Origin of the sequence: Methanobrevibacter arboriphilus JCM 13429 = DSM 1125 (genome assembly GCF_002072215.1) — an archaeon.
GTDB classification, from domain to species: Archaea; Methanobacteriota; Methanobacteria; order Methanobacteriales; family Methanobacteriaceae; genus Methanobinarius; species Methanobinarius arboriphilicus.
Genome location: NZ_JXMW01000008.1, coordinates 47,873 through 73,096, shown reverse-complemented (window position 1 = coordinate 73,096; position 25,224 = coordinate 47,873). Strand labels below are relative to the sequence as shown.

15 protein-coding genes are annotated in these 25,224 nt (G+C 24.7%); 13 read left to right on the top strand and 2 right to left on the bottom strand.

Features of this window, described 5'->3' with window-relative positions; translation table 11 throughout:
• Positions 1-1,557 precede the first annotated feature (1,557 nt).
• The 4 genes from thsA (at position 1,558) to MBBAR_RS05760 (ending at position 7,237) form a co-directional block, all read left to right on the top strand.
• Positions 1,558-3,216: a thermosome subunit alpha gene (gene thsA / locus MBBAR_RS05780; RefSeq protein ID WP_080460355.1), complete on the top strand. Its 1,659-nt coding sequence runs from the start codon at positions 1,558-1,560 to the stop codon at positions 3,214-3,216.
• Between the two features lie 801 nt (positions 3,217-4,017).
• Positions 4,018-6,114 carry a pseudomurein-binding repeat-containing protein gene (locus MBBAR_RS05770; RefSeq protein ID WP_080460353.1) on the top strand — a complete coding sequence of 699 codons (2,097 nt, stop codon included), beginning with the start codon at positions 4,018-4,020 and terminating at the stop codon, positions 6,112-6,114.
• Between the two features lie 442 nt (positions 6,115-6,556).
• Positions 6,557-6,841: a hypothetical protein gene (locus MBBAR_RS05765; RefSeq protein WP_080460352.1), complete on the top strand. Its 285-nt coding sequence runs from the start codon at positions 6,557-6,559 to the stop codon at positions 6,839-6,841.
• On the top strand, positions 6,842-7,237 hold the full coding sequence (locus tag MBBAR_RS05760) for a type II toxin-antitoxin system VapC family toxin (RefSeq protein ID WP_080460351.1): 396 nt from the start codon (positions 6,842-6,844) through the stop codon (positions 7,235-7,237). It begins immediately after the preceding gene.
• Positions 7,238-8,395: 1,158 nt separating this feature from the next.
• Here the strand turns inward: MBBAR_RS05760 and MBBAR_RS05755 are convergent.
• A complete protein-coding gene (locus tag MBBAR_RS05755; RefSeq protein WP_080460350.1) occupies positions 8,396-9,970 on the bottom strand; it encodes a right-handed parallel beta-helix repeat-containing protein in 1,575 nt (524 codons plus the stop codon).
• Positions 9,971-10,340: 370 nt separating this feature from the next.
• Between MBBAR_RS05755 and MBBAR_RS05750 the strand changes: the two genes are divergently transcribed.
• The 9 genes from MBBAR_RS05750 (at position 10,341) to MBBAR_RS05710 (ending at position 23,947) form a co-directional block, all read left to right on the top strand.
• Entirely contained in the window at positions 10,341-10,685 is a 345-nt protein-coding gene (locus tag MBBAR_RS05750) for a hypothetical protein (RefSeq protein WP_143746144.1), read from the top strand.
• 804 nt (positions 10,686-11,489) lie between these two features.
• Positions 11,490-13,193, top strand: a complete 1,704-nt coding sequence (locus MBBAR_RS05745; RefSeq protein ID WP_158082539.1) for a putative glycoside hydrolase — start codon at positions 11,490-11,492, stop codon at positions 13,191-13,193.
• 439 nt (positions 13,194-13,632) lie between these two features.
• Complete coding sequence (gene acs, locus MBBAR_RS05740; RefSeq protein WP_080460347.1) at positions 13,633-15,585, top strand: acetate--CoA ligase; 1,953 nt, start codon at positions 13,633-13,635, stop codon at positions 15,583-15,585.
• 536 nt (positions 15,586-16,121) lie between these two features.
• Positions 16,122-16,838 (top strand): metal-dependent transcriptional regulator, encoded by a 717-nt coding sequence (locus MBBAR_RS05735; protein WP_080460346.1) that lies wholly within the window; start codon positions 16,122-16,124, stop codon positions 16,836-16,838.
• A gap of 282 nt (positions 16,839-17,120) precedes the next feature.
• Positions 17,121-18,341: an aspartate kinase gene (locus tag MBBAR_RS05730; protein WP_080460345.1), complete on the top strand. Its 1,221-nt coding sequence runs from the start codon at positions 17,121-17,123 to the stop codon at positions 18,339-18,341.
• A gap of 166 nt (positions 18,342-18,507) precedes the next feature.
• The gene (gene dapA, locus MBBAR_RS05725; protein WP_080460344.1) at positions 18,508-19,401 is read left to right on the top strand and encodes a 4-hydroxy-tetrahydrodipicolinate synthase; all 894 of its coding nucleotides are present in this window, start codon (positions 18,508-18,510) and stop codon (positions 19,399-19,401) included.
• Positions 19,402-19,638: 237 nt separating this feature from the next.
• Positions 19,639-20,460 carry a 4-hydroxy-tetrahydrodipicolinate reductase gene (dapB, locus tag MBBAR_RS05720; protein WP_080460343.1) on the top strand — a complete coding sequence of 274 codons (822 nt, stop codon included), beginning with the start codon at positions 19,639-19,641 and terminating at the stop codon, positions 20,458-20,460.
• Between the two features lie 239 nt (positions 20,461-20,699).
• Positions 20,700-21,749, top strand: a complete 1,050-nt coding sequence (gene asd / locus MBBAR_RS05715; RefSeq protein ID WP_080460342.1) for an aspartate-semialdehyde dehydrogenase — start codon at positions 20,700-20,702, stop codon at positions 21,747-21,749.
• A 704-nt stretch (positions 21,750-22,453) separates the two neighbouring features.
• Positions 22,454-23,947: a hypothetical protein gene (locus MBBAR_RS05710; protein ID WP_080460341.1), complete on the top strand. Its 1,494-nt coding sequence runs from the start codon at positions 22,454-22,456 to the stop codon at positions 23,945-23,947.
• A gap of 274 nt (positions 23,948-24,221) precedes the next feature.
• Here MBBAR_RS05710 and MBBAR_RS05705 read toward each other — a convergent pair whose 3' ends face one another.
• Entirely contained in the window at positions 24,222-24,893 is a 672-nt protein-coding gene (locus MBBAR_RS05705) for a cyclase family protein (RefSeq protein WP_080460340.1), read from the bottom strand.
• Positions 24,894-25,224: the final 331 nt, after the last annotated feature.

The window sequence follows — 25,224 nt, the reverse complement described above, 5'->3', positions numbered from 1 at the left end:
TTTATTTTATAAAAAAATAATTAGCATTAAAGAATTTTACATAATTTATTCTTTAAATTAATCTCTATTAAACTCATATTTAATAAATAAAGTTAAATTATCAACTATTCAAAAACAGACTTTGAGGAATTTGAACCCTCAATCTTATTAATAGGGTATATTTTTTTATTATGTATGGTTCTATAAACTTAACTATTATTTAGCTTTTTTGAAGTAGCTATGTTAATGCGATAATAGTGTTTTTTAAAGAATTAACTTTTTAAAGAATTAAATAATTAATACAATTTAATGTTTCTTTTTTTCATTGTATGGATTATATCGATTCTTAAGATTATTCTTACTATTATTAACAGTATTAACAATAAGTCACTTCTTTTATTAAATATGATTATTGGTATTAGTATTATTATAAAAATTATTGAAAGTAGGTTGTTTATTTTAAAAGTTCTTTCATTACGTATAAATGTCATACTAGTAATAAAAAAATAAGTATATAAAATTAAATCTTCAATTATATTAATACTATCAATATACTTTAAATTATAAGCTGTTAGTAAAGCAAGTGATAATATTATAAGTATTTTTTGTAATTTAGTTTTACTTCTAAAAAAAACCCATAAATGATATGAATGAAAATAAGAAAAATAGTGTTGAATAGAATAGAACATATGGTGCTTTATAATAATAACACGTCGCTGCTAATATGGGGGTAATGATCATAGTTATTAGTAGTGATTTTACCTCAATTCTCATGATACTCCCTCATTATCAATGATTTTGGTATATAAGTTTCTTATAATATTTTTTCAATTATAATATCTTTTCAAATTATTATAATAATTTTTTAATTTATTTATAAAAATATATTATTAAAATAATAGATTATTATAAAATAGATTATAAAACCTTTATGATATATTATTATTTAGATAAAGTTGTTATTTAGATAGAGCATTTATTTATATAATTATATAACTTAATAAACTAGCTTAATAAAATAGCTTAATAAAATAGCTTAATAAATAGCTTAATAAAATAAATTAATAAATTATATGGTTAATAAATATTTATAGATAATAAAACATATAAATAACTAGATATTTCACTGAGTATTACTTAGCATTACAATTATAATATTATGTACTAGGAAGTATATTAATTTTTCAATAGCTATTTATATAACTTCAAACCCATTTATATTATTGTGAGTTTTATATCTTGTGTTTTGATCTATTGATTCTAATTTTTTGTTAAAAATTATTAGACAATACTTTTATTAGCTATTATCCTATTGTATAATACTCATATTAGATAATACTCAATATTATAAACTCATAGGTCAATTCAATTTTTATATGTTGTACACAGCTTATATAAGTTGTATAATTGTATATATTTTTAATATATATTATAAATACTTTAAATTATTTTAAATTATTTTAAATAAAAATTATTTTAATTAAAAGATAATTTAAAAAATAATTTAGATAATAATTTAGGTAATAATTTAAATAATTAATTTAGATAATAATTTTTTTATAATTTTTAGGTGAAATTATGGCACAGTATAATGGTAATCAACCAATTTTTATCTTGCCAGAGGATACTCAACGTTTCCTTGGTAGAGATGCTCAAAGAATGAATATTATGGCTGGAAAGATTTTAGCTGAAACTGTAAGAACTACTCTTGGTCCAAAAGGTATGGATAAGATGTTAGTTGATAGTATGGGTGATGTAGTTATTACCAACGATGGTGTAACTATTCTTCGTGAAATGGATATAGCTCACCCTGCAGCTAAAATGCTTGTTGAGATAGCTAAAAATCAAGAAGATGTTGTGGGGGATGGAACTACAACAGCAGTTATTATAGCTGGAGAACTTCTTAAAAAAGCTGAAGAACTTTTAGATGATGGAATCCATGCAACAACTATTGTAAGAGGTTATAGACAAGCTTTAAATAAAGTTTATGAAATCCTTGAAGATATATCTATTGATTCTAAAGATCAAGATACTCTCATAGATGTAGCTATGACTGCTATGACTGGAAAAGGTTCAGAAAAAGCTAAAAAACCATTAGCTGAACTTATTGTCGAGGCTGTTCTTAAAGTTGAAGAAGATGGTGAAGTTGATAAGAAAAATATTAACATTCAAAGAGTTTCAGGTGCTAGTGTGGATGAATCTGAAATTGTTAATGGTATTCTTGTTGATAAAGGTAAAGCTGATTCTAATATGCCTAAAGAGGTTAAGAATGCTAAAATCGCATTATTAAAATATCCTTTAGAAGTTAAAGATTTAGAAACTGATGCTAAAATTAACCTTACTAGTCCTTCTCAAATGCAAGCTTTCTTAGATAATGAGGAACAGATGATCCGTGAAATGGTTGATAAAATTATTGCTTCTGGAGCTAATGTATTGTTCTGTCAAAAAGGAATCGACGATATGGCATTACATTATCTTTCTCGTGCTGGAATCCTTGCAGTTAAAAGAACTAAAAAGTCTGATATGAATCGTCTTGAAAAGGCTACTGGTGCTAAAATCATTACAAATGTTGATGATTTATCTAAAGATGAACTAGGTGAAGCGGGAATTGTATATGAGAAGAAAATATTCGACCAAATGATGATCTTTATAGAAGAATCTAAAGATCCTAAAGCTGTTTCAATAATTCTTAGAGGAAGTACTAGACATGTTACTTCTGAGATAGAAAGAGCATTAGAAGATGCTTTAGGTGTTGTAGCTGCAACTTTAGAAGATGGAAAAGTTGTTATTGGTGGAGGAGCTCCAGAAATAGAGATAGCTCGCCAACTTAAAGAATATTCAGAAACTATTAGTGGAAGAGAACAATTATCTGTTAATTCATTTGCAGAAGCTCTTGAAATTGTTCCAACAACCTTGGCTGAAAATGCAGGATTGGACACTATTGATATTCTTGCAGATTTAAGAGCTGCTCATGAGCAATCTGCTTTCATGGGGTTAGATGTCTTTGAAGGAGAAGTTACTGATATGAAAGTAGCTGGTGTGGTTGAACCTCAAAGAGTTAAAAAACAAGCTATTCAATCTGCTGCTGAAGCTACTGAAATGATTTTAAGAATTGATGATCTTATAGCTGCAAGAGGTGCTCTTGAGGCTGTTGATAAAGATGATAATTTAGATGATAGTGGAATGCCCCCTATGGGTGCAATGGGCGGTATGGGTGGAATGCCTCCAATGATGTAAGTTATTGGATCATTTATCTTTTATTTTACATTATTTTTTTATTTTACATTCTTTATCTTTTATTTTACATTATTTTTTATTTTTTATTTTTTTGGTCATTTTTTTATTTCTAAGATTTTAATAAAAATCTTATAAATGTATAAGGAATTTTATGTATTATTATAGAATAGTTGTTATAAAAGTTGGTATATTAAAGTGATTGGTTATGTTATTTTTAAGGAATATTTAAATAACTTAAAAAACAGACATATATTACTCTAAAGTTTATTAGCTAATTAAGAATATATTCATTAATTAAAATTAACTCTAAATAAAGCTTTTATATTCAATAAATTCTATATTCATTTAATTTTTATTTTAGTGAATATCTATAAATTTTTAGTTAGTTATTAAATTATTTAGAGGCGGATTTAGGATTATGGTTATTTAAATTCTTGAATATTTAATTATTAAATTTTTAATAGTATTAATTATTAAACATTTAATAGTAATTATTAAACATTTAATATTTTTAATTATTAGATTTTTAATATTAAATGTTTTAATATTAAATGTTTTAATATTAAATTTTTAAATATTAAATTTTCAAGAGTTTAAATTCGAGGGGCCATAATTAGGGGACGTAAATCTGTTAGATGAAAATTTAATAGATATAAGTGAGGTAATATTATTAGTAATTTTTCAAAATCAAAATATGCTAAAATATTTTTATTATTCTTTGTTTTAGTTTTTTTAACATGTGGTTTTAGTTTTGCTAGTGAATCAACTGATACTGGATCTAACAATAATCTTAGTGATGATTTGGTTGATAACATGCAGAATAATCATCAATCATCATCTCTTCTTGCAAATTCTAATGAAAATCTAGAAGATGATATTGATTTAAACAGTTCAACTAATTCTAGTAATAATTCTAATAGTTCTAACAATAACAATATTAATAACTCTAATAATTCTTCTTCAAACTCATTAAATGTTGTTAAAACTTCAACAAATGTGAATAATAAACCAACTACTCTTTCTCAAAGTAGTATCTTACTTGCTTCAAACTCGATTTATAAATACATTAATAAATATGGTAAACTACCTAATTATGTGACTATTTCGGGTTATAAATACTCTATGAGTGAATTTATGTATATTTTAAGTAAGACTATTACTTATAAGTATAATAAAATTACTTCAAGTATTAAAGTCAAGTATGATGTTAAAAATCCATCTAAGGCATCTGGGAACAGTATAAAGGGAACTATATCCTCTAAAACCTATTATTCTTATGCAAAGAATATAGTTGCATTTATTGAAAAAAATAATCAAGCTCCAAATTTTGTTACATCTTCGCTTGGTAAAATTCAATATCAAACAGCTATATTTGGTCTTAACAAAGTTTTAAATTATATTTATGTTAAAGGTAAACTACCATCTACTTTATCTTTCAATGTTAAGGCTTCTCATAGTATAAATAAATATTTACCAGTTTATAATAGCGGTTCTAGTAGTTCATCTAGTTCATCTAGTTCAAATAGTGGTTCTTCTGGATCATCTTCTATTGTAGCTGGGAAATCAACTAAACTTTCTCAAACTGCCATATTCCAAGCTTCAAAGAATGTTAAAAACTATGTGCTTAAATATGGGAAGTTACCTAATTATGTAACTATTTCAGGATTTAAATTTTCAATTCCTGAATATACTTATTTAGTTTCAAAAGCTATTGCTTATAAATGTTTAAAATATAGTAATTCTGTTAATGTTAAATGGAATGTTAAAAATCCTTCTAATCCATCTGGAGTTACTATAAAAAAGATAATTTCAAAGTCTAGGTACTATGCTTTAGCTAAAAAAGCTTTTAAGTATATTGATAGTAATAATAGGATACCTAATTATATAAGCTCATCTTTTGGTAAGATACAGTATCAAACATTTGTGTATGGTTTTTCAAGGATTGGAGAGTATATGCATACCTATAAAAGTGTACCTTCTACTCTTACACTAAGTGTTTCAAAAACCAGTGCTTTAAATAAAAATATTCCAAAATATTCTAGAAGTTCTTCAAATTCAAATAGTACTCATTCTTATAATTTGTCTGCAAATAAGAATGCTATATGGGTTCATTCTGGTGATATGAAGAATGTTGATTTAGATTTACTTGGTAAATATGGAATAGGAAATATCTTTATTCATGAAGATATGTTTAATTATCCAACAACAGCTATAGATTGGATTAAAAATGCAACAGCTAAAGGATTTAAGATACACATTTGGTTTACTACATTTTATAATGCTACAAGTAATAAATGGACTAATCCTATAATTGAATCTAGTAAAACTCTTAATCAAGCTTACTTTAATAAAGTAATTTCTAGAGCTAAGTATTATGCTGGTATTAGTGGTGTAGCTGGAATCCATTTAGACTATTTAAGGTATCCTGGAACTAGTGGTAACAATGCTTCTATATTCCATTATGATAATGGTAAAAATGGTGCTGATGCTATAACTGAATTTGTAAGGCAACTTTCAGTTGCTGTTAAAGCAATAAATCCTAAAATCATTCTTTCAGCAGCATTGATGCCTGAAAAAAATGATGCAGCTATTTATTATGGTCAAGATGCTCCTAGATTAGGTCAATATTTGGATGTTTTGGTTCCTATGCTTTATGAAGGAAATTATGGTAAAGATAATGCATGGATTCAATCAACAACTAAATGGTATATAACTAATTCTGGTGGTGCTGAAGTTTGGGGAGGATTATATGCTTATCATTCAGATAAGAACCCAACTAGGCTTACAGTTGCTGAATTAACAGAAGATTGTAAATCTGTTTTAGATGGTGGAGGAAATGGTGTAGCTATTTTTAGATGGGGAATAGTTAATCTATTTAATCTTTTAGGTATTAAATAGTAAAATTTCTCCTTTTTATTTTTTTATTATTTTTTTTCAACAGTTACTTAATAATTTTTTTTCCAATAACTTATTCTTACACTTCCATTAGTTTAAATTAATAATTACTTTAAATCTAGTAGTTTAATTAATAGATTCTATAAGAATAATTGAGGTATTCTAAAAATTAGTAATTTATTAAGTATTTAATCTAGTCTATTTATTCATGTTAAATGTAGTGAATGGGCTTGGAGGGATTTGAACCCTCGATCTTAAGATTAGCTTTCTTAATGGGGCTTAAACTCAATTTGAGGTTTTTTTAATTTATTTTTAGTTAGTTTGTGTATTTTTTCATATTTTTATTTTTTTTATATTTAAGTAATAGTTTTAAAATAATAAATTATATATGTCAGTATGTTTATATGTTTATATGTCACAAAAACATACATAGGAGTTGATTTTAATGGCTGTAACAGTAAGAACCACATTAAATTTAGATAAAAATATCATGCAAACAATAAAAATAATGGCTATGAATAAAGAAACTACACAAACAAAAATTATTAACGACTTATTAGCGAAAGCAATTGAAAAAGAAACAGTAAAATCTAAAATACCAAAATATTTAATAGCTAATAAAAATAGAAACCCTGATAGAAAAGAATTTAAAAAAACAATTGGGATGATGAAAGCATCAAAAGGATTTAACCCAGTAAAAGCAGTAAAAGAAACTAGAAAGGGAAATTAAATGATATTTTTAGATGCAAATTACATAATATCTTTATTCATTGAAGGTCATGAATTTCATGAAAGAGCTAAAAAAATTGATGAATCATTAATTGGAAAAGAACAAATAATATCAAGATTAGTGATTTCAGAGGTTATAACCGTTTTAAACATGAAATTAAAAGCAAGTAATGAAGTAATAGAAAGAGCATACCATCAAATGAACAATTATTATGAAGTCATAGAAGATCATTATTTTTATGATAAAGGGTTTGAAAAAATTCTTAAATATAATGATAAAAATTTATCATTATTTGATTGTATTTATATGGCAGTTATAGAAGAATTAGGAATAAAGAAAATAGCTACATTTGATAAACACTTCAATAATAAAGATGGAATTGAAGTAATAAGATAAATAATAAAAGATTTTTATACAAGCTGAATAATTACTTATTAATAGAATGAAAGGCCAATTAAATAATTATAAACTATAAAAAATTAAAAATGAGAATAAATTTAGTGTTTATCAAATTTATTCTTTAAATTATTTTGTGTTGCATTAACAACATCAAATCTAAAACTATCTGGCTTTTTTCTGACAAATTAGTAGTTTAATCATTAACTTTCACATTTTCATTGATGGTTTTATTTAAATATTAGATTTTGATGTTTGTAATTTGTTTAAGATATTATTCTATATTGAAAATTTTTTTGATAAAATTTTTTTTGATATTATATTTCTACTTGTTATTACTTATTATATGAAAATTAATGGGATAATGCGGGACTCTTTATAGATTAGGAGTATTTTTTAAACTCACTAATTATATCTATTTTTGATATACTTTTTTTATATATTATTATTTAAAATTAGGAATGTAATTTATAATTTTTTTCAATAGTTACTTTTCAATATTTTTTCTTTCAATAACTTATTCTTATAGCCTCATTAGTTTAAAATAATAGCTATCTTGAAATCTAGTAGTTTAATCAATAGCTTCTACAATAATAATTGGGGTATTCTAAAAATTAGTAATTTATTAAGTGTTTAACTAAAACTTTAATCTTAAGATTAAAAGGAATTAGAATGTTAATCTATTTTTAGTTAATCTTAGAGTATTTAATGTTTGAAGTTTAACTATGAAAGAAAAAAAATAATATAAAAATATTCACAAATATTAGAATTTATTAATAAAAATAATAATTATGTTAGGTGGTTTAAACAAAAATATAACATTTAAATCTGTTGATGAAAGTTTTTTTAAAGAATAAAATCAATTAAATGGGAATAAAAAAGTTAATAAGCTATTTGAAAAGATATTATCTTGCCTATTAGATATTGTTTATTTATTAATAAAAACTCTTAATTTAATCTGAGAAATAGTTTGAAATAAATATTTTTTAACTTAAATCATGATATTTTTAAAACTGATACTCTTAATAAATAATTATTAAATTAACTGATAAAATGAAAAGAAGTTTTTAGTTGTTGGAGCAATATAAAATTATGAATAATAAAAATAAAAGTTTGAGGATTTAAAAGAATTTATATAATCCTCTAATTGTTTGAAATTTATTTTTTGCTGCGAATAATTAATCCAAAAGCGCTGATTAATAATATTGATAAAGCTATTATTGGCATTCCTGTTGGTTTCATAGTTGCTGAACTTGTTTTAATTGTTGGATTATTATTACTGGTTTTATTGTTTATTTTTGGATCTTCAGATATTTCTAGATCTTCTGGATTTTCTTTTTCTTCTGGTTCTTTTGGAATTGTTTTTATTAATAGTTCTCCATTTTTAATCATAATGGAATAACCAGTATGCCCTTCATAGTCTCCTGTGACTGGAATAATGGAGTTTGGTTCTTGATTAACTAAATAATTTAGTTTTGCTTCTCCTTCAATTGAAGTTACATTAGCTAAAAATACTCCGTCAATATAAAAACTTATATTTTGCCCTGTAACAGTATTACCCATATCATCAGTTAAAGTAGCAAACAAAGTTATTGTAGAACCGTTTTTAACAATCCATGTAGAATTATTAATAAAAGTAAGGTTTAAAACACCCATACTACCGTTGTTATAAATCATCTGGCCTAAATTAGCACTATTATTTAACATTATATTGTTAGAAACAGACATATTACCAATAACATTATTAAAAATAGCTCCTCCAATATCAGTAGCGCTATTTCCAATGAAAGTATTATTAGAAACCGATGTATTATTACCTCTATTGTAAATTGCTCCACCATTAGCAAATGCTATATTATTAATGAAATTATTATTGATTACACTACAATTTTGTGTACCACTAATAACCAGTGCTCCACCAATAAGTCCTTTATTGGCAATGAAATTATTATTACTTATAATAGTATTTACAGCTAAAACACCAACAAAGATAGCTCCAGCACCGTTTTTCACTGAAGTGTTATTAATGAAACTATTGTTAAATATAATAGTATTTGGACCAGCAGTCATGATTGCCCCACCAGCAGTATTAGCTGCATTATTGTTGATGAAATTGTTATTAGTTATATTAATATTAGCACCATAATTGTGAATCGCACCACCACCATCATTAGAGATTGCAGTGTTATTGGTAAAATTATTATTATTTATAATAGCATTGGCACCATAATTATATATTGCACCACCATTACTAGTGGCATAGCTATTAATAAAATTATTATTAATTATAATAATATTTGAACCATAATTGTAGATAGCTCCACCATCACGACCTGTATTGTTGGCAAAGGTACAGTTTATGAAACTCATAATTGTATTAGCATAGGGATTATATATTGCTCCTCCATTAGATGTAGAATATCCATTACAAAATTTGATATTTATAAATGTCACATTAACATTATTTCCTATTGAAAATATTCCTGATATTTTTCGTGCATCAATTATTACACTGCCTTTTGATCCATTTCCCTTTATTGTAATGTTTTTATTTACATGGATGTTAATATCTTGATTGGTTTTGTTATATATTCCAGGCTGTAAAAATAAAGTTTCTCCCGTTCCTGTATTTGTTATACCTTGAGCAATACCTCCAGTACTTGTTGAATTAATAGTTTGATTAGCTGCTGAAACACCTGATAAACTAACTAGAAACAAACTAACTAAAAGCATTAATAGAATTAAAACTTTTTTTTTATTTTTTATTATATTTTCACCTCCTCCTCGTTATAAGAAATTATTTTATGTTCTTATAATATATAAATATTTGTATTAGGACAAACAAACTATTAATTAGTCATCACTGTAAAAAGTATAGAAAAATTATGAAAATAGAAAGATTTAAAATAATTATTAGGATTATATATTGAAAATATTTAGATTTAATATAAAAATCTTAATAGAAAGAATTTAATGTTTTCAAAATATTATCTTTACACTTTTAAAGATTATTCAATTTTTTTTTTGTTTGTATTGTTAAATTATTAAATATAGTAAAATTTTAATAATTTTAGGTATAGTTGCTATTGTATCTGTTTTTATAATGAATCCGAATTTTGCGACCAATGGTGAAAAATTATCGCCATATAAAGGTTTGGGTTCTTTAACTACTGATAAGAAAGTTTCGACTATTACAAATGTTTCAAAGTTTCAGGATGATAGTTATAAAGAATATTGTAAGATTACTGTTAAAAAAGCTTATCAAAAAAAGTATAAAATAAAATCGGTTAATATTAGGTATGCCGTTTCTGATATTAAAACATATAAATTCAAAAATTACATTTATAAAAATTATACTGTAAATAATAAGAATAGATTTATAGTAAATATTTTTGGTAATGAGTCTGTTTCTTTTGATAAATTAACTGTTAATTATCAAACTAAATGAAAAATTAAGAATGAATCAATAACTTCTTCTTATTCTAAAGCTGAAATGAAATATAATAGATATTTTACTAGCAATAAACCTAATGCTCGCTTATTTCAAAAAGTTTATATAAAAGCTGGCATGACCAATTCTTTTACTGTAAAATACTTCAATGATTAAAATTTTTGATTGAATTTAAATAATCATTAAATAAAAATATTATTTTTTTTTATTTTGTATTCGTTTTTTGGTTTTTTTATTATATCTTTAATACTTGGTTTAAGATTGTTAATTTTTGAAATTGTTTTTTATGAGCTTCATTTAATTGATTAATGTTTTCATCATCAGTTATGTTTATTTTTTCAATGTTTTCATTATTTTATTTAATTCTGTTATTTTATTATTCAATGTTTTTTTCTTTATTATTTTTATTTTATTTTTATATATTTTTATATATTTTAACATTATTTTTTTGTTCTAAGTCATAAGCTTTATGAATAATTTATATTTTTTGCTATTTTAAGGTAATCTTTATTAATAATGTTTTATATACTTTTTATATGTAAATTGATGAATAATTTGGAGTATTCTTATTAAAAATAAAGATTTTTTCATGTTTATATTTTTATCATAAGAATATATACATAATAATTTCAATACTATAATTAGTTATATTGAGTAATATTAATATAATTAAAAATACTCTTATTATTCAAGATTTAAACAAATATTAAAATTTTAATAGCTAATTCACTTGATTTTATTAATATATAGTTATATATTTATCAGGAATTTTAGCTAGTAGGCGGTATAAATATTTTTGGTTTGAAATTTAATAGTGATAATTTAATAAATTTTAAAAATATGTATAAAAGCACTTCTAATTTTTTATTAAGAAGTTCTGATGTTAAAAATAAATCTTTTAGCTTAAATAATATCTTTAAGATTTTTTTAGTTTCTTTTCTGATTTTAGTTCTCTTTTTATCATTAAATTCAGTATCTAATTTAGAAAACCATGATGATTTTGATTTTTCTCAAGGAATTATTGATTTTAAAAATAATCATTTTAAAAATAGTCCGGTTATTTTAGGTAGTAAAATCATTGGAGATAATAAAATATTAACTACAAGTAATGAGAATTCTCATTCAAAAAGTGTTAATACAGCTCATGCTGCTTCTAAAGTCTCTCCAAATTCTAAAGCAAAACTTAGTTCTTTAGGATCTCCTAAAACAGTTTCTCAAAAAGGTGTTCTAAAATCATCTAAAAATCTTAAGAATTATGTTTCAAAAAATAAGAAATTACCTAAATATGTAACTGTTGAGGGATATAGATATTCGGTTCCAGAGTTTACTTATTTAATGACAAAAACAGTTGAATATCAAAAGAAAAAGGTTAATTCTCGTGTTACTGTAAAATATAATGTTAAAAACCCAACGAAACCTTCTGGTAAGACTATTAAATCTAAAATTTCTTTATCAAATTACTATAAATATAGCTTAAAGACAAGTAACTATATCAATAAGTATAAAAAGGTTCCAAATTATATTACTGCAAATAAAGGTAGTAAAATCCAGTATCAAACAGCTGTTTATATGTTCTCATCAATCTTAAGATATGATTATTATTATAAGAAGCTTCCTAAATCTGTAAATATAAAGATTAGTAGCTCTAATAAAATAAATAAATATATTCCTAATTATGTTAGAAACTCTAAAACAAAAAGTGTTCCTAATACAAATGCTATTTGGATACAAAGTAGGGATTTTTATAATGTTAATTTAAATAAGTTAGCTGAGTCAGGAATAGGTAATGTTTTCTTACATGAAGTAGCTATATCTCAATATGGAAAATCAACTGTGATTAAATGGGCTAAAAATGCAGCTAGTAAAGGAATAAAGACTCATTTATGGATTCAATGTTTTTATGCAAATGGTAAATGGATAAATCCTGTTGACACTAGTAAAAAAACTTATAATAAGGCTCAATTTAGTAAAATTTTATCTAAAATAAAAACTTACTCTCGAATGGATTATATTGGAGGAATACATTTAGATTATCTTAGATATCCTGGAAATGCTTATAAATATAGTTATTCTAATGGAGTTACTGGTGAAAAGGCTATTACTAAATTTGTAAGTCAAGCTAAAACACAGGTTAATAAATATAATCCAAATATTCTTCTTTCAGCAGCTGTAATGCCTGAAACTTCATCTAATGCTTATTATTATGGTCAAAATATTCCTAAAATAGGTAAATATTTGGATATTATAACTCCAATGATTTATAAAGGCAATTATAACAAGCCTAGTAGTTGGATAACTTCTACAACTAAATGGTTTGTTAAAAATTCTGGTGGAGCTCGAATTTGGAGTGGTTTGCAGACTTATGTAAGTGATAATAATATTAATTCGTTATCTATTAATGCATTATCTATAGATTCTAAAGCTTCTTTAAATGGTGGAGCTAATGGAATAGGGTTATTTAGATGGGGTTTAACAAAGTTTTTTAATTTTTTAAGCGTGTATTAGACTTTTATATTAAATTAAAACTTTTATTTTTAATTTTTTAGTTTTTTACTACTTTTAACCTTTATTTTCATTTATATCATATTTTTTTTTTATTATTCTTTATTTTTTTATTCTTTATTTTTTTTTATTTTGGCTTAGTCATAAACAGAAAAATCTATTTATCATGATTAATCATCATAAAATTTATATATTCTATAATGACATATTATAGATATAATATAAATAAAATTAAATTTTGAAGATTTAAAAATTTTAAGGATTAAAACTTAATATTAATATTTAAATATGAATATTGCAATTTGAATATACAGTATTTAAGATATGACTCCTTAAAAAATCTTTAATTAAATCTTTAATTAAAATTTCTATAAAAATTATATCTAAAATTAAGATTATATATAATCTTTATAGTCTTTACATAATCTCTGGAGTTGATTAAATGGATAAAACTGAAAAAAGTACTGATCAGCAAAAATTAGCTAATCATAATGGAGATCAAGTTGTTTCACCTAATAATAAAGTAATAGAAAGAGCTATTGTAAAAGATTGGGATAGAGAGATTCAAAAAGGAGAAGACATCGAGAAATACTGGGCAATGGAAGCAGAACAATTGGATTGGTTTAAAAAATGGGATGAAGTTCTCGATGAAAGTGAAAAACCATATTATAAATGGTTTGTTGGAGGTAAAATAAATCTCGCTTACAATGCTATTGATAGATGGATTAAAACAGAAAAAAGAAATAAAATAGCTATTCTCTATACAAATGAACGTGGGGACGAAATTAAGCTAACTTACTATGAACTTTATCGTGAAATAAATAAGATGGCTAATGCTCTTCTTAATTTAGGAATTAAAAAAGGGGATACTGTCTCAATGTATCTCCCAATGTGTCCAGAACTAGTTATATCTATGTTAGCTTGTACAAAAATTGGTGCAGTTCACAGTGCTATTTATTCAGGACTTTCATCAGTAGCAGTAGTTGAAAGAATCAATGATATTAAATCTAAAGTTGTAATAACTGCTGATGGAACATATAGGCGTGGGAAAATTATTAACCTCAAATCTGTTATTGATGAAGCTATGTTACAATGTCCAACTGTTCAAACAGTAGTACTTGTAAACCACACTGGCCGATATAATGATGTAGCAGACCTTAGGGGAAATGAAATATTTTATGAACGTTTAATTGAAGGTGAAGGTGATTCTTGCTACAATGAAGTAATGGATGCTGAAGATCCTTTATTTATTCTCTATACTTCTGGAAGTACTGGAAAACCAAAGGGAGTTTTACATACTACTGGTGGGTATATGGTTGGAATAGCTACTACACTTCGAAATGTCTTTGATATTCATGATAACGATCTTTGGTGGTCAACTGGAGATGCTGGTTGGATTACTGGCCATAGCTATACTATTTATGCTCCACTCCTTTTAGGTTCAACTACATTAATTTATGAAGGGGCTCCAGACTTCCCAGATCCTGGTGTATGGTGGAAAATTGTTGAAAAATATGGTGTTACTAAATTCTATACTGCACCTACAGCTATTAGACATTTAATGCGATTTGGTAAAAAATACACTAAACTTTATAATCTTGATTCATTAAAGATTCTTGGAAGTGTTGGTGAACCAATAAACTATGAAGCATGGAAATGGATGTATGAAGAGATTGGAAAATGCAGAACTCCTATTATGGATACTTGGTGGCAAACAGAAACTGGTATGCATATGATTGCTCCAATGCCAGTAGCTGATCTAAAACCAGGTTCAGCTACAAAACCTTTGCCGGGTGTTAATATAGCTATTGTAGATGAAGAAGGTGCCGAAGTTAAAAAAGGTAAGAAAGGTTATTTAGTTATTACAAAACCATGGCCTGCAATGTTTAGATCTCTTTATAATGATGAAGAGAGATTTGAGGAAGTTTACTGGAATCATTTCCCAGATGGATTTTATAAAACTGGTGATATGGCTCGTATGGATGAAGATGGCTATATTTGGATTGAAGGAAGATCTGATGATGTTTTAAAGATTGCTGGTCATAGGGTCGGGGCTGTTGAAGTTGAAAGTGCTTTTAATAGTCATCCTTCTGTTAATGAAACAGCTGTTATTGGTAAAGAAGATCCTGTTAAGGGACAGCTTATTAAGGCATTTTTAATTCTTAATAGCGGCTATGATTTAGATTTACCATTTAAAGATGGTTCTAATACTATGTTAAGAGAAGAATTAAAACGTCATGTTAGACATTCTCTTGGTCCAGTAGCTGTTCTTGGTGAGATGGTATCTGTAGATAGTCTTCCAAAAACAAAAAGTGGAAAAATAATGAGAAGAATTCTTAAAGCTAAAGAAGCTGGTGAAGATCTGGGTGATACTTCTACATTAGATGATTTATAAAAAACAGATCAATTGATGATATTTTTGTTGAATATTTTTAAATTATTTTTTATTAAACTATTTTTATTAAATTTTTTAGGGAGATTTAATTTTTTCTCCTTATCTTTTTTTTATTTTTATTTCCTTACACAGATCTTTCTTAAAATTTTGTTTTATTAAGGAGAGTTATAATTTTATTATATATTAAGTTTTAGGCAAACCAAAACTTTTTATATTATTAAAATCATAATTATATTATTACATATATTAAAATATAGAAATATTTTTAATATTAGTATTTTTAATTTTAATATTAGTGTTTTTAATAATACTATCTTTAATAAAATAATACTATCTTTAATAATATTTCTAATAATAAAACTGAAGTCAACAAATATTATAAAATTATTAAATAATAATTATAATTAAATTTTTTAAAAGATATAAATTCAACTAATAATATTCAACTAATAATAATTAGTAAATATTATATTTTGCATGATTAGCATTTTGTTTATTTATATCATTTATCATTAATTTATACTTTCGGTGATTTTATGTCAAATAAAGAGCTTAGTGAGAATATAGAGGAATATTTAGAAGTTTTATATAAGTATGGAGATAAAGAAACCTATGTTTCAACAACAAAAATTTCTAAAATGTTAGAGATAGCTCCTGGTAGTGTTACTCAGATGCTAAAAAAATTAGAAGATTTAGGTTATATTAACTATATTCCATATAAAGGTGCTAACTTATCAGATAAAGGATTTAAAGTAGCTCAAAAAATCACAAGAAAACATAGAATACTTGAAAAATTTCTCACTGATGTATTAAACGTAAAACCTGAAAATGTCCATATACAAGCTTGTGATATGGAACATTCATTGTCAGATGAAGCTGAAAGAGCTATGTGTCATATATTGGAACATCCTGATTTTTGTCCAGATGAAAAACCAATTCCTCCATGTGATTTTGATTTTAGCTCTTGTCAAGATTGTGTAAATGAAGAAAAAGACATTGAAGAAATTGGTGTGAGAAAATCTAACTTAATTTCTATTGTAGATCTTTATACTAATGAAAAAGCTGAAGTTTCATTTATTAGAGGCAATTCTGATGTTTTAAAGAATCTAATGTCACTAGGTATAGCTATTGGAACTCAAGTTAAACTCAATGAAATAGATGAAAATAAATCCTCTTTGAATATTTCTGTTAATGGAACAGACATAGAGCTTCCAGGAAATATAGCTAATAATATTTTTGTAAGTATTTTATAAATTTAATTTTTTTATAGATTTAATTTTTTCATTTTTATTTTTAGTAATCTTTTTTTTAAATTTCATTTTCAGAATTATTAGATTCTATCTTTATAATTGTATAAAATATTCTTCATAATTTTAATTCTTTATCAATTGATTATTATACAATAGCTAAATTTATTAATAAGAATTATTATAATTATGTTTATTATAAAAAATTAATATTGATTATAAGTTAATAATGTTTATAAAAATATTCATAGGTATGTTATAAATTAGAAATAGAAGGTTGTGAAGCTAGTGGAACTAAAAATAGCTAAGTTCGGAGGAACTTCGATAGGTAATGGAAAAAAAATAAGAAAAGCAGCCCAATCAGTTGTTAATGAATATATGAAAGGAAATAAGGTAGTTGTAGTGGTATCTGCAATTAATAAGACAACTGACAACCTTATAAAGATTGTTAAAGATTCTGTGGATTCTAATGTTACTGATAAACAAATGGCAGAGATATTATCTATGGGTGAAATGACTAGTGTAAGAGTAATGTCTTCTGTAATTGAATCTTTAGGTGTTAAATCTGAATATATTGATCCTTATTCAGATGAATGGCCTCTTTTAACTAATAATAAGGTTCTTGAAGCTAAAATTGATTTTAAAGCTTCAGAACTTATGAGTAAAGAATTGAATAGAATATTAGATCAAGGAATAATTCCTGTTGTTTGTGGATTTTTAGGTAAAGGGCCTGATGGTGAAATAACTACTCTTGGTCGTGGTGGAAGTGATATTACAGCTTTTCTTTTAGGGCATTCTTTAAATGCTGATGAGGTAATAATTGTCACTGATGTGGATGGTGTAATGTCCACCGATCCAAATAAAATCCAAAAAGCTAAAAAGCTTGATAAGATATCTGTAGAGGAAATGAGAGATTTAGCTACTCATGGAGCTCAAGTACTTCATCCACATGCTTTGAAATATAAGGATCCTTTGATTAATGCAAAAATTATAAGTCATGAGTATGGTGATCTTTCTAATCCTGGAACTACTATTGTAGGTCCTTATGAGGGAGAAATGATGAAGACTACTATTTTATATCCTGAACCAATATCTGTTGTAGCTATTGTTGGTGATGGTATGCTTAAAAAACCAGGTTTGCTTTCAAAAATAACCACAATTTTAGCTAAAAATGACATAAATATATTTGGTATTTCTGCTGGTCAAAATTCTGTGACTATTTTTATTAATAAAAAGAATTCTGATGAGGCTTATCATTTATTACATGATATGGTTATTGATTCTGAGGAACTTAGTTCTCTTTCTCTTGGTAAAGAGATAGCTATGTTAACTCTAGTTAGTCCTGATTTTATTGAAACTCCAGGTATTATATCAGATATTACAGTTCCATTAAGAGAAAACAATATTAATATTGTTGAGATATCTTCTTCTCAAACTGCTGTTGTTATCTTTGTAGAATTGGCAGATGGGGAAAAAGCTTTTGAATTAGTTAAAGATGTTTTAGAATAATATTAAAAATTAATATATTCAAATTTATTTAAAATTATTCAAATTTATTCAAATTTATTTAGAATTATTTAAAATTATTTAAAATTATTTTAAATTTTTTTAAATTTTTTTAAATTATTTAGAATTATATTAAAATGTGAAAAATTAAATATATGAGGGGAAAAATATGAATTTTGAAGGTACAGCAGTAGCTATGATTACACCTTTTACAGAAGATAATGAAGTTGATGAAGAGGGGTATAGAGAAAATATTAACTTCCTGATTGAAAATGGTGTAGATGGTTTATTAGCTGCTGGAACAACTGGGGAATCAGCTACTATAACGATTCCTGAACAAAAAAAACTTATTGATATTTTAATTGAAGAAGTTGATGGAAGAGTTCAAACAATTGCAGGTGCAGGAAGCAACTCAACAAAAGATGCATTGGAGCTTGTTCAATATGCAGAAAGTGCTGGTGCAGATATGGCACTTGTTATAACTCCTTACTATAATAAACCACAACCTCATGGGCTCATTGAACATTATAAAACTATAAACAACAATTCAGATATTCCAATCATTGTTTATAATGTTCCTAGTCGTACTGGTACTGATATTGATCCTGAAACTATAACTGCTGTAGCAGGATTAGATAATGTTGTTGCTATAAAAGAAGCAAACCCAAATCTTGACAAAATGTCTAAAACTCGAAAAACATTAATTGAAGCTGATTTAGAAGATAAATTTTCTATTCTTTCTGGAAATGATGATCTTACAGTTCCTATGATGTCACTTGGGGCAAAAGGTGTTATTAGTGTTGTAGCTAATGTTGATCCTTTTAGAATGAGTCAAATGGTTAATAATTGTCTGGATGGTAGCTATGAAAGAGCTATGGACCTACATTATGAATTATATAATCTTATGAAAATTTTATTTATTGAAAGTAATCCTGTTCCAACTAAAGTTGCTTTGAAAATGTTAGGGAGACCTTCTGGAGATATAAGATTACCTCTTGCTCCATTAAAAGATGAAAATAGGTTAAAAGTTAAACAGGTTTTAAATGATTTAGAATTATTATAATCTAAGGTCATTATAATCTAGGACTATTCTGATTTGAAGATTATTCTGATTTAAATGTTATTATAATCTAGGATTATTCTGATTTGAAGATTATTCTAGTTTAAGGATTATTATTAAGTTTAAAATTATTATAATTGTGAATTATTACTAAATTTAAAAATATTACTAAGCTTAAAAATAAAGATTATATAAAAAGTTATTAATATTATATAAAAGATTATTAAGGGTGTTATATTTATGTTGAAAGTTGCTGTAACTGGAGCTGGTGGGAGAATGGGCTCTGGTATTATTAAAAAAATCCTTGAACAGGATGATATTGAAGTAGTAGCTGCTATTGAAATACCAAACACTCCTCTTGAAGGAAAAGATATTGGGGAAGTTATTGGAATTGGTAGTATTGGTGTTAAAACTAATGGAGCTCAAAATTTAGAGTCCGTACTTAAAGATGCAAAGCCAGATGTTTTAGTAGACTTTACAATAGCTAATGCTGCATTTGAAACAGTGAAAATAGCTGCTTCACTTGGTGTTAATATTGTTGTTGGAACTACTGGTTTTACAGATGAACAATCTATGGAAATAGCTAATATTGTTGAAAAATCTAATATTAAAGCTGTTGTTTCTTCAAATATGGCCATAGGTGTTAATGTTTTCTTTAAAGTCTTACGTGATTTAACTCCAATTCTAAATGATTTTGACATTGAAATTATTGAAGCTCATCACAATAAAAAGAAAGATTCTCCTTCTGGAACAGCTATGACTGCTTTTGAGACAATAGCTGATTCTCTTGAAAGAAATGCTGATGAAGTTTGCGTTTATGGTAGACAAGGTCTTGTAGGGGAGCGAACTAAAGAAGAAATTGGTCTTCATGCTATACGTGGTGGAGATATTGTTGGTGACCATACTGTAATGTTTATAGGCGATGGTGAACGCCTTGAAATCACTCATAGAGCTCATACAAGAGAAGTTTTCATAGCAGGTGTTATGAGATCTTTGAGGTTTATTATGAATTCTGAATCTGGTAAAGTTAGTGATATGGCTGATGTTTTAGGAATTAAATAATGTAATAAACATTTTTAATTAATAGTTTTAATTAATAGTTTCAAAAAATAAGTTTAAATAAATAATTTTATTAATAGTTTTATTAATAATTTTAAATAAATAGTTTTAATAATTTTAATTAATAGTTTTAAAAAATAAGTTTAAATAAATAGTTTTAATTAATAATTTTAATTAATAGTTTTAGATAATAATCTTAATATTTGGTTTATTAAAATCTTAATGGTTTATTTGGTGATGAAATGGTAAATGTAGGAGTACTTGGTGCAACTGGAATGGTCGGACAAAGATTTATTCAGCTTTTGGATAAACACCCTGATTTTGAAATAACTGCTTTAGCAGCTTCTTCTCGTTCAGCTGGTAAAAAATATGAAGATGCTACAACATGGTATCTTGATGATGCTATGCCAGAATCTGTAAAAGATATTGTTGTATCAGAGACCGACCCTTCTTTAATAAGTAATGATGTTGATATACTGTTCTCATCTCTCCCCACTGAAAATGCAGCTGTTGTAGAGCCAAAATTTGCAGAAAAGTTTATAGTTGCATCTAATGCAAGTGCGATGAGAATGGAAAAAGATGTTCCTCTTGTAATTCCAGAGGTCAACCATGAATTTTTAGATATTATAGAAATTCAGCAAAAAAATAGAGGTTGGGATGGCTTCATAGTTACTAATCCTAACTGTAGTACTATTGCATTAACATTAACTTTAAAACCAATTTATGATAATTATGATATAAATAGAGTGTATGTATCTACTATGCAAGCTGTTTCTGGTGCTGGTTATAATGGAGTTCCTTCAATGGCTATTGTGGATAACTTAGTTCCTTTTATTGGTGGTGAAGAAGAAAAAATGGAAAGTGAAACACTTCATTTACTTGGAATTCTTGATGGATTAGAGGTTAAACCTGCTCAATTCGGTCTTACAGCATCTTGCCATAGAGTAGCTGTTTTAGATGGTCATACTGAATCAGTTTTCATTGAATTAGATCAAAATGTTGATATAGATGATATAAAAAATGATATAGCTAATTTCAAATCTCTTCCTCAAGAATTAGATTTATATTCTGCTCCAAAAAGCCCAGTTATTGTTAAAGAGGAAGATAATAGACCTCAACCAAGAATGGATAGAAATGCTGATGGTGGCATGGCTGTAACTGTTGGAAGACTTAGAAAAGATCCTGTGTTTGACAATAGTTTTAAATATGTTTTAGTTGGCCATAATACTATTCGTGGTGCAGCTGGAGCTTCTATTTTAAATGCTGAATTGATTAATAGGACTATTTTATGATCTTTATATATTATTAACTTTTATAATTTTTTAAGGTTTATAATATTTTAATTCATATTATTTTAATTCTTATTTTTTATAATTATATTTCTTTTTTTATTTTAAGAGCTCTTAATTAATTATATAAATCAAATAACTATATATATGATTTTTAATAAATATTTTATTATTTAAGATTATGATTGAAATTATAATAATATTATAATTAATTATAATTAAAATGGTATCTATATTTGATAAAATAAAATTAATAATAATATTAATAATAAAATTATTAATACAATTTTAATAATACAGTTAGTAATACAATTTTAATAATACAATTAGTAATAAAATTTACAATGGTTTTAATAATAAATTTAATTATAATAAATTTAATTAATATTCTCTATTAAAAATAACTTTAATTAATACTTTAGTTAATAATAGCTTTAATTAAAAATAGACATAATAAAAATAGAATAATCTTTACAATAATAGCTTTATTAATAATGTTTATTAAAAATAATATTATTAGAATATAATATTAGAAATAATGTTTTTTTTATAATTAATATTATAAATTAATATTATAATTAATATTAGAATTATTATTAGAATTAATATTAGAATTATTATTGGAAATAATGTTTATTAGAATTAATAATATTAAGTATCACATTTTTTATTATATGTCATTCTTTATTTAGGGACTTGGGGATATTATGGTAGAAAAAGATAAAGAGAAGATTAAATTACAAAATCTAGTTAAATCTTGCTTATTAGAAATAAATGAACTTAAAATAGATCTCATGAATCTTGAAAATGAAAAAAATCTTTTAAAAAATGATGAGACTGTTGAAAAGTTAGAATCTATTGTTAAAGAGAAAGAATCTGTTATTTCAAATTTAAAAGTTGATTTAAATAATTTAAAAGTAGATATTAGTAGTAAAGAAAACATAATAAAGAGCCAAGAATTAAAAATTGAGGATCTTAGTAATTTTAAGGATTCTTTTAATGATATAAAAACTGCCCTTGAAAAAGACCTTAAAAAATTTAAAACAGAAGAACTCAAAGAATATAATGAAAAAATTGAATCTTCTTTAGCTACTATTGTTGAAAAAGATAAGAAAATTAATGTTCTTTTAGATGAAATAGAGTCTTATAAAGAGAAAATAAATGATTTAGAAAGTAATATCGCTAGTAAAGATAATTTAATAGGGATGCAAAGAGAGATTGATAGTAAAGAAAGCGAAATTAAGTTATTAAAAGCAGCTTCTGTAGACCAAGAAGTTTTTAAGTCTATCAAAAAAGAGTTAGAAGATAAAAAAATTAGAATTAAAGAGTTAGAAGATTTTCAGTCATCTTTTGAAGAAATAAAATTGTCTTATGAAGATAAATTATTTGATAAGGATAAACGGATTGAGGAATTAGAGAAGATTCAATTATCTTTTGATGATATTAAAGCTTCTCTTGAAAAGGATATTGAACAATATAAAAACAAAGAACTTGAAGAAATTAATTCTAAACTTCAATCTGCTCTTGATAAAATTGTTGAGAAAGATAATAAAATCAAATCTTTAATTAATGAGATCAATGATAAAAAACTAGAAATAAAGGAAATTAAGGATAATAATGTTTCTAAATTAGATTATGATCGATTGAAAGATGAAATTAATATTAAAGATTCGAAAATTCAAAGGTTAGAGGAAATAAAAGGATTATTTTCAGACTTAGATAAAACTTATGGTGATAAATCACAGGATTCTTTAGGCAAAGCAGTGGACTCTGATTCTGAAACATTAATTAGTGAAAAGTCCTTTGGAAAACTAGGTGAATTGAATAATATTCAGAATGAAGATAATATTAATAAGATTAAAGAAAGTAAAAATGAGATAAAAAGACTTAAGAATGAATTAAACTCATGTAAACAAGTTAATAAAGAATTGGAGTTTATAAAAGATAATTATAAAAAATTAACCTCTTCTCCAAAGAAAGATTTAACTTCTTTCCAATCTCAGATTTATTATTTAATTCCTGATGAACCTATGGATTCTCAGGAAATTCATAATTATATTCAAAAAACAGCTTTTAAAGATATTTCCTATAATAATATAACTAATATTATTCGGGGTCTAGAAAGAAAAGGTTATTTAAAACCTGAAAATCCAGAAAAGCCTAATGAAACTAAATGGTTTAGAATAAATAAAAATAAATAAATTTTATAAATTCAAATAATTTTTTATTAATCAATATCTCTTATTAATTAGTATTTTTTATTATTAACAATTTTTATTAATTAATATTTCTTATTAATTAGTATTTTTTATTATTAACAATTTTTATTAATTAATATTTCTTATTAATTAGTATTTTTTATTATTAACAGTTTTTATTAATATTTTTTTATTTTAATACTTTTTTATTAATTATTTTTATAGATATTAATTTCTTATTCATTCAAATTCTCTTTGTTTTGTATTTTTTCATATTTTACTCTTTTACAAAAGCTCTTATGTAAGATGCTTCTGAGGATATGTTTAATGGAATAAAATAGGAGTCATATTTTTCTTTTACTAATTTATCTGTCTTATTTAAGTTTTCAACAATCCATATATTATTTTTAAGTAATTTTTTATGAATTTTATTTTCACCTATTTTATCCACTGAACAGGTATCTATAGCAATCCCAGAAATCTCATTTTCAATAAAGAACTTAGCTAATTGTTTTGAGATATAAGGATTTTTAAGGAAATAGTCTTCTTCACCCCAATGCTTGTACCAATTTGTATTTAAAATAATGATTTTTTCTAGACCATCTTTTGATTCAATATTTTTCATTGATTTAATTTCTTCAAGTTCCTTGTTTTTATATTGTTCAATATCTTCTATTTTTATACTTCTATTAAAAACATCATCTTTTGTTTTTAAAACACTAGCTTTCCCTGTCAATGTATTAAGACTCAAATCATTAACTTTTTTACCATTTTTAATATAATGATAAGGAGCATCAATATGTGTTCCAGTATGTAAACTTCCACTTATTTCGAACAAAGAGTAGTTAGAATCTTTTGTAATATCTTTTAATATGAATTCAGGATCTCCGGGATAAACAATCATATTATCTTTCATTTCATGACTTAAATCTATATATTTATGGTTCATTTTATCCTCATTTTATCATTATTGTATCCTAATTTTATTCTATACTTATAATTGTTGTATCCTACTAACTTTATTCTATATTTATAATTGTTGTATCCTAATTTTATCCTATCTTTATTGTTATTTATTCTATATTTATAATATCTTTATTCTAATTTTATCTTTATTTTATCATTATCTTATCATTATTTTATCTTATTTTTGATATTCGTATCCTTTTTAATATTTATATTATTCATATCAAATATTGTATTTATAATTCTTTGTATTAATTGTTTTTTCTGTATTTTTTATTTATCTTTATTTTTCTAATATTATTATTTATTATAAA

What these genes read in the sequence shown, in the direction of transcription:
- thsA (WP_080460355.1), top strand. Translation starts at nt 1,558, where the DNA reads ATGGCACAGTATAATGGTAATCAACCAATTTTTATCTTGCCAGAGGAT.
- MBBAR_RS05765 (WP_080460352.1), top strand. Translation starts at nt 6,557, where the DNA reads ATGGCTGTAACAGTAAGAACCACATTAAATTTAGATAAAAATATCATG.
- MBBAR_RS05760 (WP_080460351.1), top strand. Translation starts at nt 6,842, where the DNA reads ATGATATTTTTAGATGCAAATTACATAATATCTTTATTCATTGAAGGT.
- MBBAR_RS05755 (WP_080460350.1), bottom strand. Translation starts at nt 9,970, where the DNA reads ATGCTTTTAGTTAGTTTGTTTCTAGTTAGTTTATCAGGTGTTTCAGCA.
- MBBAR_RS05750 (WP_143746144.1), top strand. Translation starts at nt 10,341, where the DNA reads ATGAATCCGAATTTTGCGACCAATGGTGAAAAATTATCGCCATATAAA.
- acs (WP_080460347.1), top strand. Translation starts at nt 13,633, where the DNA reads ATGGATAAAACTGAAAAAAGTACTGATCAGCAAAAATTAGCTAATCAT.
- MBBAR_RS05735 (WP_080460346.1), top strand. Translation starts at nt 16,122, where the DNA reads ATGTCAAATAAAGAGCTTAGTGAGAATATAGAGGAATATTTAGAAGTT.
- dapA (WP_080460344.1), top strand. Translation starts at nt 18,508, where the DNA reads ATGAATTTTGAAGGTACAGCAGTAGCTATGATTACACCTTTTACAGAA.
- dapB (WP_080460343.1), top strand. Translation starts at nt 19,639, where the DNA reads ATGTTGAAAGTTGCTGTAACTGGAGCTGGTGGGAGAATGGGCTCTGGT.
- asd (WP_080460342.1), top strand. Translation starts at nt 20,700, where the DNA reads ATGGTAAATGTAGGAGTACTTGGTGCAACTGGAATGGTCGGACAAAGA.
- MBBAR_RS05710 (WP_080460341.1), top strand. Translation starts at nt 22,454, where the DNA reads ATGGTAGAAAAAGATAAAGAGAAGATTAAATTACAAAATCTAGTTAAA.
- MBBAR_RS05705 (WP_080460340.1), bottom strand. Translation starts at nt 24,893, where the DNA reads ATGAACCATAAATATATAGATTTAAGTCATGAAATGAAAGATAATATG.